General features: G+C 53.6%; 11 protein-coding genes. 5 read left to right on the forward strand and 6 right to left on the reverse strand.

The annotated features are described in order from the left end of the window. Positions 1-132 precede the first annotated feature (132 nt). The gene (locus tag P1U47_RS09750; protein ID WP_301028616.1) at positions 133-1326 is read left to right on the forward strand and encodes a S9 family peptidase; all 1194 of its coding nucleotides are present in this window, start codon (positions 133-135) and stop codon (positions 1324-1326) included. 121 nt (positions 1327-1447) lie between these two features. Here the strand turns inward: P1U47_RS09750 and P1U47_RS09755 are convergent, their stop codons facing one another. From P1U47_RS09755 to P1U47_RS09770, 4 genes are all read right to left on the reverse strand, one after another. After that, complete coding sequence (locus P1U47_RS09755; RefSeq protein WP_301028618.1) at positions 1448-2152, reverse strand: DUF484 family protein; 705 nt, start codon at positions 2150-2152, stop codon at positions 1448-1450. Between the two features lie 8 nt (positions 2153-2160). After that, positions 2161-2991, reverse strand: coding sequence for a diaminopimelate epimerase (gene dapF, locus P1U47_RS09760; RefSeq protein ID WP_301028619.1), 831 nt, complete (start codon positions 2989-2991; stop codon positions 2161-2163). Between the two features lie 112 nt (positions 2992-3103). Then, a complete protein-coding gene (gene lysA / locus P1U47_RS09765) occupies positions 3104-4351 on the reverse strand; it encodes a diaminopimelate decarboxylase (RefSeq protein WP_301028620.1) in 1248 nt (415 codons plus the stop codon). Further along, positions 4348-4545: a lipoprotein gene (locus P1U47_RS09770; RefSeq protein ID WP_301028621.1), complete on the reverse strand. Its 198-nt coding sequence runs from the start codon at positions 4543-4545 to the stop codon at positions 4348-4350. The genes lysA and P1U47_RS09770 overlap by 4 nt, the downstream gene beginning before the upstream one ends. A gap of 147 nt (positions 4546-4692) precedes the next feature. On the opposite strand from P1U47_RS09770, the gene cyaY reads away from it, so the two are divergent. Continuing rightward, on the forward strand, positions 4693-5004 hold the full coding sequence (gene cyaY, locus P1U47_RS09775) for an iron donor protein CyaY (RefSeq protein WP_301028622.1): 312 nt from the start codon (positions 4693-4695) through the stop codon (positions 5002-5004). A gap of 839 nt (positions 5005-5843) precedes the next feature. Here the strand turns inward: cyaY and P1U47_RS09780 are convergent. Both P1U47_RS09780 and P1U47_RS09785 read right to left on the reverse strand, forming a co-directional pair. Beyond that, positions 5844-8618: a class I adenylate cyclase gene (locus P1U47_RS09780; RefSeq protein ID WP_301028623.1), complete on the reverse strand. Its 2775-nt coding sequence runs from the start codon at positions 8616-8618 to the stop codon at positions 5844-5846. 33 nt (positions 8619-8651) lie between these two features. Continuing rightward, the gene (locus tag P1U47_RS09785; RefSeq protein ID WP_301028624.1) at positions 8652-10721 is read right to left on the reverse strand and encodes a hydantoinase/oxoprolinase family protein; all 2070 of its coding nucleotides are present in this window, start codon (positions 10719-10721) and stop codon (positions 8652-8654) included. 149 nt (positions 10722-10870) lie between these two features. Between P1U47_RS09785 and mutM the strand changes: the two genes are divergently transcribed. The 3 genes from mutM to P1U47_RS09800 all read left to right on the forward strand — a co-directional run bounded on the left by mutM (position 10871) and on the right by P1U47_RS09800 (position 14033). Continuing rightward, positions 10871-11689 (forward strand): bifunctional DNA-formamidopyrimidine glycosylase/DNA-(apurinic or apyrimidinic site) lyase, encoded by an 819-nt coding sequence (gene mutM / locus P1U47_RS09790; protein ID WP_301028625.1) that lies wholly within the window; start codon positions 10871-10873, stop codon positions 11687-11689. A 636-nt stretch (positions 11690-12325) separates the two neighbouring features. After that, complete coding sequence (locus tag P1U47_RS09795; protein ID WP_301028626.1) at positions 12326-13018, forward strand: helix-turn-helix domain-containing protein; 693 nt, start codon at positions 12326-12328, stop codon at positions 13016-13018. Between the two features lie 43 nt (positions 13019-13061). Next, the gene (locus P1U47_RS09800; protein ID WP_301028628.1) at positions 13062-14033 is read left to right on the forward strand and encodes a ribonuclease Z; all 972 of its coding nucleotides are present in this window, start codon (positions 13062-13064) and stop codon (positions 14031-14033) included. Positions 14034-14574 lie beyond the last annotated feature (541 nt).

Below are 14574 nucleotides of genomic sequence, written 5' to 3' on the forward strand. Positions count from 1 at the left end.
ATTGGCGCTTGGCGCACGCGTTGTTTGGCAGTCGTATATTGATTGAAAAGTATATTAGGTGGTCGCTACTGATAATTCAGTCGGATATAGTACAACTAAGTCCCACCGAATTGTGCCACGAGACAATGATTTATGACGCAAACAGCCCTCCCCCCTGTAAAGAAATCACCGCCGTGGTGGGTTAGTCTGCCCGACGATTTTTATAGTCAATCTGATGGCACTGAGCTAGACAGTGAGTACCCGCTAAAGGTTTACGGCACCGCGATCATGGATCGCATGATGCGCACCGGCTTGTCCTTAATGATCTCTGGCACCCTAGTACCGCAGTTGTTTAAAGGGCAGGAGATGGTTAAAGAGCGGGCGCGCATGGATTTTTACGCCAATCTTGCCGCGTCGCGAGATGTAGACCGCGTGTTTATTCCGCCACCTAAAGTGGGTGTTAGCGTTAATAAAATATCGCGGTTTAGTTATAAGCCCAAGGGTATACCGGCGGTGGAACTGCGATTTAGCAGTCCGTTTGAGCCAGTTAATCCTGACGTGCGAGATCGCTACCTTAGTTACAAGCGCAACCGCACCGCCAGCGCTCAGTATTGGAGGCATCCCGACGGTCCTCGGCCCACGTTGATCTTTGTGCACGGTGTGGTTGAAAGTTGGTATGGTTTTAACAGTTTGTTTTTCTCACTGCGCTGGTTTTATAACAACGGCTACGACATTGTTTTAATGACTCAGCCTTTCCATGGCGATCGCGCCGAGCGCTGTCACCCGTTTAGCGGCTACGGGCTGTTTGCTGGCGGGTTCTCGCAGCTTAATGAGGGCATGCTGCAAGCTATTTGCGATATGCGGGTGCTGGTAGATTATCTTATAGAGCAAGGTGTGCCCCATGTGGGGATTAGCGGTCTTAGTTTGGGTGGCTACCTCAGCTCGCTCATGGCCGTTGTGGAGCCGCGTTTGGCATTTTGTATACCCAATTCGCCCTTGGTTGCGCCAGTAGACACCATGCGCAGTTGGCAGCCCTCAGGCAGTTTGATGGATTTGATTGGTAGGCGTACCGGTCTTACCCCGCTGGATCTACGCCGTGGTATGGCTATTCACAGCCCGCTCAGCTATCAACCCAAACTCGACCCAGAAAAGGTGATGATCATTGGCGGCGCGGGCGACCGGTTTACCCCGCCGCGCTTTGTACGCTTACTCCACGCCCACTGGCCAGAGTCGCACCTGCACTGGTTTCCGGGCAATCATATTGTGCATCTCGGTCAGCGGGAGTATTTGAAATTAATGCGGCGGTTTATGGATCGACATTGTCAGTCAGTTGGGGCTGACGTCTGAGGTCGGACGTCAGACGTCAGATGAGGCGAGCTTGCTGCAAGGAGGTGGTTGGGAGCGCGTACAAACTTTATACGGGCTGGTATTTCGTCAGACACCCGACGCCAGACGTCTGACCATCCCCCTAAAGAAACGGCCCTTTCATCAACTTCGGCAGGCAGCGATTAACCACATCGGCGATGTATTCCAAAAACAGGGTGCCCATGCTGGATTTAAAGTGCTGAGGATTCTTGCTGGCAATGGCAATAACGCCGTCGATGTTGCCAGCTTGAATTGGCATCAGCGCTGCCGAGCCGATATGGTCGGCGTGCTTGCCAAACAAAAAGCTTAGCTCTTCGCCGCGCAATACCCCACAAATAGCTTTTTTACTGTGCAGTAGGCTGCCGATTTGCTGCTGGGCTTGTTCGGGGCTCACCACGCGGAGCACGCTGCTGCCGATCCGGCTGGGGTCGGCAAAGAGAATTAGACTGGCGTAGTCGATATCGTCAAAGTCATTAACGAGGTGGCGGCAAAGAATATTGCTTAGCTCCTCGGCGCGTTTGGCGTCGATCAGATTGAGAATGAGTTTTTTGCTGCGCTCAAATAGCTGGTCATTGCGGTTGGCATTGTCCAACATATTGCTAATTCTGCCGCGCATATCCATATTGCGCTCGCGCAGAATCTCTACCTGACGCTCCAAGAGGCTTACGACTTTACCGCTTTGGTGGGTGAGTTTAAGCTCGGCCAAGATATCTTCATTATTTAGGAAGAAGCCTGGGTGGTTGCGCAAATAACGCGCAACTTCACTCTCGCTGGGTAGTCCGTCTTTTTTTGGTGTTGCACTGTCCACAAGCGATCCTATATTTGTATCTGACCTTCGAAAACCGTCGTCGCGGGGCCTGTCATAATAACGGGCTGACCCACGCCCTGCCAGTCAATACTCAGGTTGCCGCCGGGTAAGTGTACGGTAACGCTATTATTGAGTTTGCCCTGCACAATCCCGCTTACCACAGCCGCGCAAGCGCCAGTGCCGCAGGCTAGCGTTTCACCTACGCCGCGCTCAAAAACCCGCAGTTTAATGGTGTCGCGATCGATAACTTGCATAAAGCCCACGTTAACCCGCTGCGGAAAGCGCGGGTGCTGCTCGGCGGTGGGGCCAATCTCGGCAACGGGAGCGGTATCGACGTCGGCAACCGGCAAAATAACATGGGGGTTGCCCATCGACACCGCGCCAACCCGCCATTCAACGCCATTAATATCTAATGCGTAATCGTTGGCCTGCTGCTCAGCGGTAAAAGGAATGCGCAGCGGGTCGAGTATCGGCGCGCCCATGTCGACGCGAACGTGGCGATTCTCGGTTACTTCTAACTCGATTATTCCGGCCAGCGTTTCAACTTTAATCCGTTCTTTGCCAGTGAGGCGTTTGTCGCGAATATAGCGGGCAAAGCAGCGCGCGCCGTTGCCACACTGCTCTACTTCACTGCCTTCGGCATTGTAAATTCGGTAGCGAAAATCGACATCGGGCTGGGTGGGAATTTCCACCGCCAGCACTTGGTCACAGCCAATCCCAAAATGCCGGTCGGCAATTTTGCGGATATGGTGTGGCTTGAGCTTAAAGCGCTGGGTAATGAGGTCGATAACGACAAAATCATTGCCCAGGCCATGCATTTTGGTAAAACGTAACTGCATCGTAAAACCCTGTGGTGCGCCCCACCGATGGCGCTAGTTAACGATGCGGGCGGGTTGCTATAGGTTAGAGATGCAGATCAGGGCTTGTTGATTACAACAAAAGATCTTGCTCTCAGGGCAACACGGTTTCGCCACGCATCAGGTCGGTGACAGTTTCGCGGGCGCGAATCAGGTGGCATTGATCGCCGTCTACCATGACTTCCGCCGCACGTCCTCGGCTATTGTAATTGGAACTCATGGTAAATCCATAGGCACCGCTAGATGCCAATGCCAGTAAGTCGCCTTCGGCGATGCGCAACTCGCGATCTTTCGCTAAAAAGTCGCCGGTTTCACATACGGGCCCAACAAAGTCATAAGTGCGTAATACGCCGTCTTCGCGGGGTTTTACCGCTAATAAATCCATCCACGCCGAGTATAAAGAGGGCCGGATCATATCGTTCATCGCGGCGTCGATAATCGCGAAATTTTTGTGCTCATTCAGCTTTAAATATTCCACGGTGGTCAGCAGCACACCGGCATTGGCGCTAATAGAGCGGCCTGGTTCAAACATCAGGGTCACTTTACGCTCGCCCAGACGCGCGCGAATTGCCGCAATATAGTCGCTGGTCGCAGGCGCTACCTCATCGCGGTAGCGCACACCGAGGCCGCCACCCAAATCCAAATGTGAGATCGCAATACCCATGCTTGCCAAGGTGTCGACTAAGCTTAATACGCGGTCGAGGGCGTCGAGAAAGGGGCTGGTATCAATAAGTTGTGACCCAATATGGCAGTCCACACCTTTTATGGTGATATTGGCAAGGCTGGCGGCGCGGCGATAAACCTCAGGCGCGCGGGCAATGTCGATACCAAATTTATTGTCTTTCAAGCCGGTAGAAATATAGGGGTGGGTTTTGGCGTCTACATCGGGGTTGACTCGAATCGAAATCGCGGCCTTAACATCCAGGTCGCTGGCAACGCTATTTAAACGCTCCAGTTCCGCCTCAGACTCCACATTAAAACAGTGGATGCCCACTTCCAGCGCGCGGCGCATCTCAGCAGCGGTTTTACCCACCCCAGAAAACACAATGCGTTCGGCCTTGCCACCGGCTGCCAATACCCGCTCGAGCTCGCCAACAGAAACAATGTCAAAGCCCGCGCCAAGCCGAGCCAGCACATTGAGCACGGCAATATTGGAGTTGGCCTTTACCGCGTAGCACACCAAATGATCCTGACCAGCCAAGGCCTCGGTGTATTCCGTAAAACGCTGTTCTAAATAGGCGCGGGAATACACATAGCAGGGGCTGCCGTACTGCTTGACAATAGCGCTTAGGGCAACGGATTCGGCGTGTAATTCGCCGTTAAGGTAGTGAAAAGGCGTCATAAAGGCTTACTCGGGCTTGGCTCGGTAGTTGGGGTACTTGCTGTGCTGTTTACTGAATTATTGCCAGTTGCACTGGCCGCGGCGTCATTGTTTTCAGGATACACCAGCGGCCCAGTTTGACCGCAGCCAGTGAGCAGCACGGCAAGGCAAAGTGCAGCGGGCCGCGCAAACGCGACTATAGGAAAAGCGGCCATGATGGTATCCCTAAAATTGACTGAGTCGCGCATTATACCTAGGGCGCAAATGAATAACACATACCCTAGGCGCTGCGGGCATGGCCAGTGGCGGCAGGGCCTTAGTATACTCACGGCATTGAACTGCGATCTGGAAGTCACCGTAAAATGAATGAAGTAATGTTTAACGACAATATCGACGAACTGTTTGTCACCATCGAAGACGCCGTAGACGAACTCGATACCGATGTTGATTGCGAAATAAGCGGCGGCGTTTTAACGCTTAAAGCGCCGGATGGCAGCGCCATGATCTTTAGCCGCCAAAGCGCCAGTTGCGAACTGTGGCTGGCCGCCCGCTCCGGTGGCTTCCACTTTAACTGGGTTGACGAGCAGTGGTACTGCGCCCGCACCGAAAAAAGTCTAGCGCAAATGTTGAAAGAAATAAGCCTTGAACAAATAGGCGAAGCACTGGTGCTGTAATGAGTTGCGGGGCCGTACAGGACTTGCTCCGGTACCTGTTGGCGTGGCAGAACAGTAAAGCAAACGTCATGCTGGACTTGATCCAGCATCTGGCGGGCGCGTTAGAGACTCAAAACTGCAGTCATGCTGGACTTGATCCAGCATCTGGTGGGGTAGCCGTGAAGGGGTTCGGTGGTACCGGATTCTGAATCAAGTTCAGAATGACTACGTAGAGGATGAGGCGGCACCGGCCGTAACAGTGTTGTCAAACCGGACTTGCTCCGATATCTGGCGGGCGTGGTAGAGACTGCAAAAATGCAGTCATGCTGGACTTGATCCAGCATCTGGTGGGGTAGCCGTGAACGGGTTCGGTGGTACCGGATTCTGAATCAAGTTCAGAATGACTACGTAGAGGATGAGGCGGCACCGGCCGTAACAGTGTTGTCAAACCGGACTTGCTCCGATATCTGGCGGGCGTGGTAGAGACTGCAAAAATGCAGTCATGCTGGACTTGATCCAGCATCTGGTGGGGTAGCCGTGAACGGGTTCGGTGCTACTGGATTCTGAATCAAGTTCAGAATGACTGCGTAGAGGATGAGGCGGCACCGGTCGTAACAATGTTGTCATACCCGACTTGATTTGGTATCTGGCGGGCGCGGTAGAGACTCAAAAATGCAGTCATGCTGGACTTGATCCAGCATCTGGTGGGGTAGCCGTGAACCGGTTCAGTGGTACCGGATTCTGAATCAAGTTCAGAATGCCTACGTAGGGGGCGGCTGTAAGCCGGCCTGCTCGGTGTTTACCCTCGCCCGTCAAGCGTCTCCCCACTGTCTCTCCCAAAACCCTACTGCGACAACACTCTACTGCGACAACACCGAGGTATTCAGCATTTCTTCAATATGCTGTTTATAGCGCAGGTAAACACTAGTCTGCTGCGGGGGTAGGGCGCTTAGGTCCATCGCGTCTAATTGGTAGTGAGTGGGCTGAGTTTCTTGCAGTAGCAATTGGCTGGCGACTTCGTCAAACAGCGCGGGGCCGGTTTTTGCGTATAGGAATACTTGGTCTTGGTAGCGCATATCAAACACTAGGCGGCCCTGCTCGTCGGGATGGCCGATGGCTTCTAGGTCTGTGTCGTGGATGGTGTTCATGTCGGCGCTGTCGCTGAGTGTGTTGGCGTCGAGGGCTTGGCTGCGCCATTTATTGTCTTGTTGGTGTAATTCAAACAAGCGAAATTGATGACTGCTTTGCTGCTCTTGTCGGCAGCGCTGCAAAAAAGTCAGCAACGGCAGCAGTAGTTGAGCCACATTCGCAAACGCGGCGGTGCTGTAGTGCAGTGAGCCGCGCTCGTCGCGCACGAAGAGGTCGGCGAAATCATCGCGGCGGTGAAAGAATATATAGCAGTCTGGGCTATTAGCGGTGGCCACTATACTGGCGAGTGCGGAGTTTGGCGCGCAGTAGCGGTCGATCAGCAGGGGGCTGTAACTGCTTTGGCCTCGGCCGAGGCATTGAATTAAGGTGGAGTAGCCGTGAGCGTGAATGCTGCGCAGCTCGTCATTTTCGGTTTGCAGAATATGAAAGCCGTTGCCGAGCTTGATAATAAGGCGTTTATTTTTGGGTTTGGCGTAAAACGCGCGGTGCAATAATCTTGGCAAATGGCGTATGCGTTTACGCAGCTTTTGCTCTGGATCATTAAAACAAATTGCGTCGATCAGCGGTTGTTGGCTTCCTCGAGCGGCGAGCAGCATGAGTTGTTGGTAGGCGCGAAAGGCATCGAGTATGGCCTCTGCGCCACTAAATGCGTGTGAGGAAACCTCGCCCCAGCTATTAATAAATACAATTTCAATGTGGCTGATGGAGTAGCTGCTATTGTGCCGCGCCAAGCCCGCGGCACCTAAGGCGCTGAGCGCGCCTTGCCCTAGATTGATATAGAGCAGCATCGCTTCGGGTACTTTCGGCCGGTTAAAGGCTTCGTGTTTTTGTGGGTCGGCAGCAAAGGCTTTGCGGGGCAAGTGGCTGCTCAAGTGTGTTGCCATTTTACGTAGATCATTTTCAGAGACGCCGTCTTGGCGACCGTTTATGCGCAGGCGAGTGTAGTCGTTAATAAGGCCATTGCAAAAGCACCAACACAGCAAGCCGCTAAGATGGTCGTTCTCTTGCAAAATGGCGTCGGCCTCAAAGTCGTGGCGGGCGCTGGTGCTAACAGCCCAGCGCCGCTGTTCACCAAAACCTTGGGTGTGAAAAAACAATTGCTCCTCAGACACGTCTGGGGCTATGCCGGGATTTAGCCATTCCACTTTGTTGCGCTTGCGCTCAAAGGCGGCAAAAAGTTTGCGACCGAGCAGGGTCATTTCTTGGGATTTAATTAGTGCTGGGCTATTACTTTGGTGGGCAAAGTCCTGCAAAAACCGGTAGCTATTGGTAAGTTCTGCTACCAAAAAGCGATGTTCTTCCCTTACGCGGCGAATTTTCCAGCGGCTGCGGGTATCTAAATTTAAGAGCTGCTCTGTAGGCCACTGCCACTCGGCAATAAGGCTTTCTAAAAGCGTTCGTCGCCACGGCGCAACACTGCTGGCAGTCTGTGATAGGCGTATACCCACCTTGAAATAGAATGCGCGGCGAATCAGCTCAAGGCGGTCAAATTCGTTGCGGGCATTTAAATAATTGGCTAAGCGGCGGTAGACCATAATATAGGGGTCAACGTCGTCGGCGCTGACCTCGCCGTTGTAAATCGCCTGCTTAAGATCAATGCACAGCGGTATTACATTGGGGTAATCACGCGCATAGGCTTCGGTTAACAAAAGTTTTAGCGCGGATTTATAGGGTGAACTAATTGCTTTGTATAACTGCCAAACGCCGGCGCCAATAAATTCGCCTGCGGGAATGTCTGATACCCCACCAAAGTCGATGGATTCGCTGGGACCCACAAAGCCCCTTGCGTGCAGCAGCGAGGTGTACTCGCGATAATTTACTTCTTCACTGGGCGGCACCAACCACCACAGCGGATAGCGACCAGCAACGAGCAGGGCGCTGCGGTAGAATTCGTCGAGCAATAAATAATGCTGGCTGGTGCCCGCCGATTCCGCACTGAGTCGGTCGCGCTGGCCGCGCCGGAATTGCTCGCTGTCCATTAAGAAAAAGTGAATATCCAAGCCGAGGCTGCGCGCCCAGTCAGAAATGGCGCCGGCTTTATTGTATAAACGCTGCAAACCTAAATCGTCGATGTCGCTGCGGTGGCAGAGCCAAACATCAAGGTCAGAGTCTTCGGCTTGGGCAACGGTGCCGCAGGAGCCCATTAAAAAAATGCTGTGGATCTGCGGCGGACCCTGCTCGTCTTGCCGGTATTGCACACTGCGCGCAATATTGGTGCGCATTCGCCCTAGGGTAAGCTCGTCGGGGGTGTAACTGTCTATGCCGCAAGGGGTGTGGGCACTCTTATAACCTGGCAAAATGGGGTGGTTGATGTGGATTAATAGGGGCAGTAAATCCAGAAAAATTTGCTGGCGCGGCAGTAGCGCGGTGCGGGTGCGCATTAGACGCTCGCGATTAAGATTGTGAAAACGATCGCGCACCTGTTTGAGTCCAGCATGGCTAATGCCGCGGTCAAACAGCGGATGGTTGGTCGAATTCTCCGTCATATAAAACCTGTTATTAATTAGCCGCTAAGGTTCTCACTGTAGCGGTATTGGCGTTGTGCTGTCATGGGTATCACTACGCATAATGCGACGTATTAATAAGTGCCCCTGTGGGTCTACCTCTCCTTGCCAGTGCTCGGCTAGCCACGTGGTGGCCACGGTTTCGCTAATGAGCGCTGGGCCGATTATGCGCTGCCCGCTAGCCAATTGCTCGCGCTCATAGCGGGGTACTGCGCGGCCAGCGCCGCTATCACTCACAACTAGTGGCATATCGATGGCTGCGGCGGGAGCGCGGGGCACTATGGTTGGTAGTGCGGGTACGCTGCTTGGTGCGCGCAGGGCTTGGCGAATATTAATGAGCTGCACGGGCAGCTCAAGGCGATGGCCGTAGCGGCGGGCGTGGGCTTGGTGGAATGCTTCGCCAAGTGCGGGTAGCGAGGCCTGCCAGGGCAGATTCAAGGTATACGATTGGCCGGCATAGCACAGATCAACGCTGGGGCTGGCGCTAATCTGGGCGGCATGAACCCCCTCCTTAAGTAATTGCTCGCGGCCGTTTGTCGCTAAACCGTTCAATGCTGTTTCTATTTCTTCGTTGCTTATTTCCGTGAGCGGGGTATTGAGGGTGCGCGATAATTGCCTTTCACGCGGCGCCAATAACATGCCAAGGGCCGAAAATACGCCGCCGTAATTGGGCACAATAATCTCGGTGCAGCCCAATGCTTCGGCAAGGGCGCATACGTGCAGGCCACCTGCGCCGCCAAAACAGCACAGGCTAAAATCGGCGGGGTCGTGGCCGCGCTGCACCGAAATCACTCGTAGCGCGCGCACCATATGTTCATTGGCAATGTCGATAATGCCCGCTGCGGTTTCTTCAATACTTAGCTGCAATTGTGTGGCAAGCATGCCCACGGCGTTGCGGGCGGCGTCAAGACTCAAGGGCATACTGCCACCGAGTTTGGCGCTGGCGGGCAAACGGCCCAGCACCATATTGGCGTCGGTTACGGTGGCGGCAAGCCCGCCTTTGTTGTAGCAGGCGGGACCGGGGTCGGCGCCGGCCGATTGTGGCCCCACCCGCAAGATGCCGCCTTCGTCCAGATAAGCGAGTGACCCGCCGCCAGCGCCAATGGTGTGCATATCCACCATTGGTACCGCTACCGGATAAGGGCCAATTTTGCCCTCGTTGGTGAGTTTAATGTCGCCGTTAATCAGCGCAACATCGCTGGAAGTGCCGCCCATATCAAAGCTCAGCAAGCGCGGCTGGCCAATACTGTCGCCAAGTTGTTTTGCTGCGGCCAATCCACCAGCAGGGCCGGATAATAGTAAATTAACCGCTCGCAGGCCCGCGTTGGCGGCGTCGGTGGTGCCGCCAGACGATTGCATTACCGATAACGGGGTGGTCTTCAGTGCTGCCTGTAATTGTCCTAAATACGCGGCGACTTTTGGCCCCAACCAAGCATTAAGCCAAGTGGCCATGCCGCGCTCGTACTCTTTGTACTCGGGTAAAATTTCTGAGGAGCGCGACACAAACACGCCGTCTGGCATGGCCTCTACAAGGGCTTTTTCAAAGCTGTCATCGATAAACGAGAATAATAAATTTATTGCAACTGCCTCGGGCTTTAACTGCTGCAGCTGGGCTTGAAGCGCGGCGATATCGTCTGGGGTCAGGGGCTCGATAAGGCTGCCATCGGCGCCGATACGGCCGCCGGTTTCTAAACATAGCTCACGAGGTACCGGCACCACCTTGGCGGCGGGCCGCAAATCGTAGAGGGCCGCTCGGGTTTGCCGACCAATGGTGAGCATATCGCCAAAGCCCCGATTGCTGATAAACACGGTGCGCACGCCTTTGCCCTCAAGCGCGGCATTGGTCGCCACAGTTGAGCCGTGTACCACAAGCAATCGGCCAGCGGCTATTAACGCATTTAAGCCCAAGGCTTGAATGCCGCTGAGAATCGCCTGCTCGGGCTGGGCGGGGGTGGACGGGCATTTGTAGCTGCGCACCTGCTGACCCTGAAAAAGTACAAAGTCGGTAAAGGTGCCGCCAGTGTCTACACCAAGGTAGGCGACGTTAACAGGCGTTTGGCTTGGGGGGTGAGAGTGTGGAGGCATAAGCCCTCGCGGCAAAATTTTGCTTATTGTCGCCAGTTAATTGGATGATGTCATGTTTTTACGGCCTAGAGGCTGCGCTGGGTTTGTAGCTTGCCCTTAGGCTACAATCCTCGCTTTAGTTTTGTCGTTAATATTAGGATTGAATCCCCGTGCCCGAGCTGCCCGAAGTTGAAACCGTCAAGCGCGGTATTTCTCCGCATTTAATTGGCCGCGTGTTCAGTGATGTCATCATTCGTGATCCTCGCCTGCGCTGGCCGGTCGACTCGGAATTGGCGAACCACCTCTGCGGCCAAGAAGTACTCTCGGTAGAGCGGCGCGCCAAGTATTTATTGATTCGCCTTGCCACCGGCCACCTGCTTATTCACCTAGGCATGTCGGGGCGGCTTTATTTTACTAGCGCCGACACGCCAATAGGCAAACACGATCATTTGGACTGGCGCCTAGACGACGGGCAAATCCTGCGTTATACCGATCCACGCCGCTTTGGCGCGGTTGTTTGGGTGGAAGGCGACGATGTCGCCAGTCATAAACTCCTCGCCAAGCTTGGGCCAGAGCCCTTGCTTGAAGAATTTAATGCAGCTTATCTGTTTAAACGCGCCGGCAAGCGTACCGTGCCGGTTAAAAGCTTTTTAATGGATGCCCATGTGGTGGTTGGGGTGGGAAACATCTACGCCAACGAAGCGCTGTATATGGCCGGCATTAGCCCAACTCGCGAGGCGGGCAGCATCAGCTTGGCGCGTTACTCCCGTTTAGTTGAGGCGGTAAAAGACGTCCTAGCCAAGGCCATTACCCAAGGCGGCACCACCCTTAAAGACTTTGTTGGCGGCGATGGTAAGCCCGGCTATTTTAAACAAGAACTGCAAGTTTACGGCCGCGGCGGTCAACCCTGCTGGACCTGCATGAAAGAATTAAGCGAAATTCGCATCGCGCAACGGACGACCGTATTTTGTCGACGCTGCCAACGTTGAGTACGACAGCCATTCTAAAGGTGATTCAGGCACCAGTGGCACCGAGCCAGCACCACTGACCTAGCCCGCTGCCGCGCCACGAGATACCGGATCAAGTCCGGTATGACGAATAAGGCAGTCATCCTGCGCTCCCTACGCCGTCATTCTGAACGCCCTACATCGTCATCCTGAACTCCCTACACCGTCATTCTGAACTTGATTCAGAATCCAATGCCACCGAACTAGCCCGCTGCCGCCCCACGAGATACCGGATCAAGTCCGGTATGACGACATAAGGCAGTCATCCTGCGCTCCCTGCGCCGTCATTCTGAACGCCCTACATCGTCATCCTGAACTCCCTACACCGTCATTCTGAACTTGATTCAGAATCCAATACCACCGAACCAGCTCACTGCCGCCCAATGAGATACCGGATCAAGTCCGGTATGACGGTTGTTTCTGCTTTGGTGCCAACCCCGCTGGATGCCGGATCAGGTCTAGCGGCAATTTTGGCAATTGGCAGCTATGCTCAAGAGAGCTTTCTACGCTTTATGAGTTTGGGTAGAGGGTTAATTAGTTTATTGCTTTGGATTCTTTGCTAATATTGTCAATCACTTAGCGTAAGATTAATTGAAAATATTAAGATGTACTTACCCAATGACCGTGACTGATGTAAAAGATAGCCGCAGCCTACGCACCCGCGAAGTGTTGATTTCTACGGCCGAGCAACTATTTGCCCAACAGGGCATCGAGGCTGTTTCGGTTAATACCATTACGCGCGAAGCCAAACAAAGCAATCGCAATGCGGTGCAGTATCACTTCGGCAGCAAAACTGGCTTATTGCAGGCCATTTTCGACAAGCATAGCCCCAGTGTGGCTGCCAGCAGGGCAGCCTTAATCGATACTTTGCTGAGCACTACGTTACCGGTAGCGCGGCTGCTGGCCACTGCGCTTGTTCAGCCCTTGCTTGAAAAATTGCAAGACCCCAACGGCGGTGAGGCCTATTTGCATATTAGCGCCGAACTAATTGCCTGCAACACCTTTGGTTACACTCTGCCAGATAAGCATCCGTTAGATTTACCGAGGGAAAATAAACTCGTGAAGTTAGCTCTCACACAGCTCACACATCTGCCGGCCGAGGTTGCGCAGCAGCGGGTACTGCTCATGAATGTACTCGCATTTCACGGTATTTCAGATCATGCACGAATGCGCACCAACGGGCATTACGCCACCATGATTGGCGCCACCGACTTTATGGCCAGCAACCTTATTGACAGTATTACCGCGATGCTCGAAGCCAAGCCGTCGGCAAATACCCTAGAAATACTCAAGCAACACCGGCCTACTTAATTCACAATGTATGGCATAAACACGGAGTTTTAACTCATATCCTATGCGTTTTACATTTTTAGGCACTAGTGCCGGCACGCCAACGGCGCAGCGTAACGTTACCGCACTCGCCTTAAATGCAGGCGATAGCCGAGACTGGTATTTAGTAGACTGCGGTGAAGGTACCCAACATCGCCTGCTGCGTAGCCACCATTCTAGTGCCAAGCTGAAAGCCATATTTGTAACCCATGTTCACGGCGATCACTGCTACGGCCTACCGGGTTTAATTGCCAGTGCCAATATGAGTGGTCGCACTGCCGCATTAACTATTTGTGCACCCGATGGTATCGAACAATATGTGCTTGCCACCTTTGCGCATACCGACGTACATAATCTACGTTTCCCCCTCAATTTTGTACGCAGCGATGCGCCTAACTTTTATTATAACGACGGCCATGTTGAGGTTAGCGCCATCGCCATGTCGCACCGTGTGCCCTGCTTTGCCTACCACATCAAAGAAATTCCGCCGAATCACATCGACGAAGCCGCCCTCGACGCCTTAGGTGTTCCCCGCGGGCCTTTATGGCATCAACTGCAATTAGGTGATGATATATACCTTGAGAGCGGCGAACGTGTTGCCGCGGCCGCGGTTTGTTGCCCAGCATGGCCGGCTCGCAAAATTGTGGTGGGTGGCGATAACGACCAGCCCGATCTTCTAAGTGAAGCCCTGCAAGACAGTGATTTACTAATACACGAAGCCACCTTCACCGAAGACATTCTTGCCAAGGTCGGCCCGCAATACATGCACAGCACGGCGGCGATGGTAGCAAAAGCCGCGGCAGCCGCAGCTTTGCCCCATCTTATCTTGACTCACTTCAGCCAACGCTACCGCAAAGACCCTTCAAAGAAAGCCAAAACCCACAGCGTGGCAGAGTTATTTAGCGAAGCGCGAGAGCACTACCAAGGTAATTTACTCCTAGCCGAAGACCTTAAAAGTTATCAGCTCGAAAAAGATAAAAGCTTGAACGAGCTGTAGGGCGTCCAGAATGACGGTGTAGGGCGTCCAGAATGACGGTGTAGGGCGTTCAGAATGCCTATGTAGAGAGCCCTGAACGTGTCGTCATACCGGACTTGATCCGGTATCTCATCGGGCGGCACGCAAGCAGCTTCGTAGCACCAGATTCTGAATCAAGTTCAGAATGACAGGGAGTTCAGGATAGTTGCCTAAATATCGTCATACCGGACTTGATCCGGTATCTCGTCGGGCACCACCCAAGGAGCTTCGTAGCACCAGATTCTGAATCAAGTTCAGAATGACAGGGAGTTCAGGATAGTTGCCTAAAAACCGTCATACCGGACTTGATCCGGTATCTCATCGGGCACCACCCAAGGAGCTTCGTAGCGCCAGATTCTGAATCAAGTTCAGAATGACGATGTAGGGCGTTCAGGTGACTGTCTGAATGTCGTCATACCGGACTTGATCCGGTATCTCATCGGGCGGCACGCAAGCAGCTTCGTAGCACCAGATTCTGAATCAAGTTCAGAATGACGATGTAGGGCGTTCAGGTGACTGTCTG

It is taken from the genome of Zhongshania sp. (genome assembly GCF_029212375.1).
GTDB lineage: Bacteria > Pseudomonadota > Gammaproteobacteria > Pseudomonadales > Spongiibacteraceae > Spongiibacter.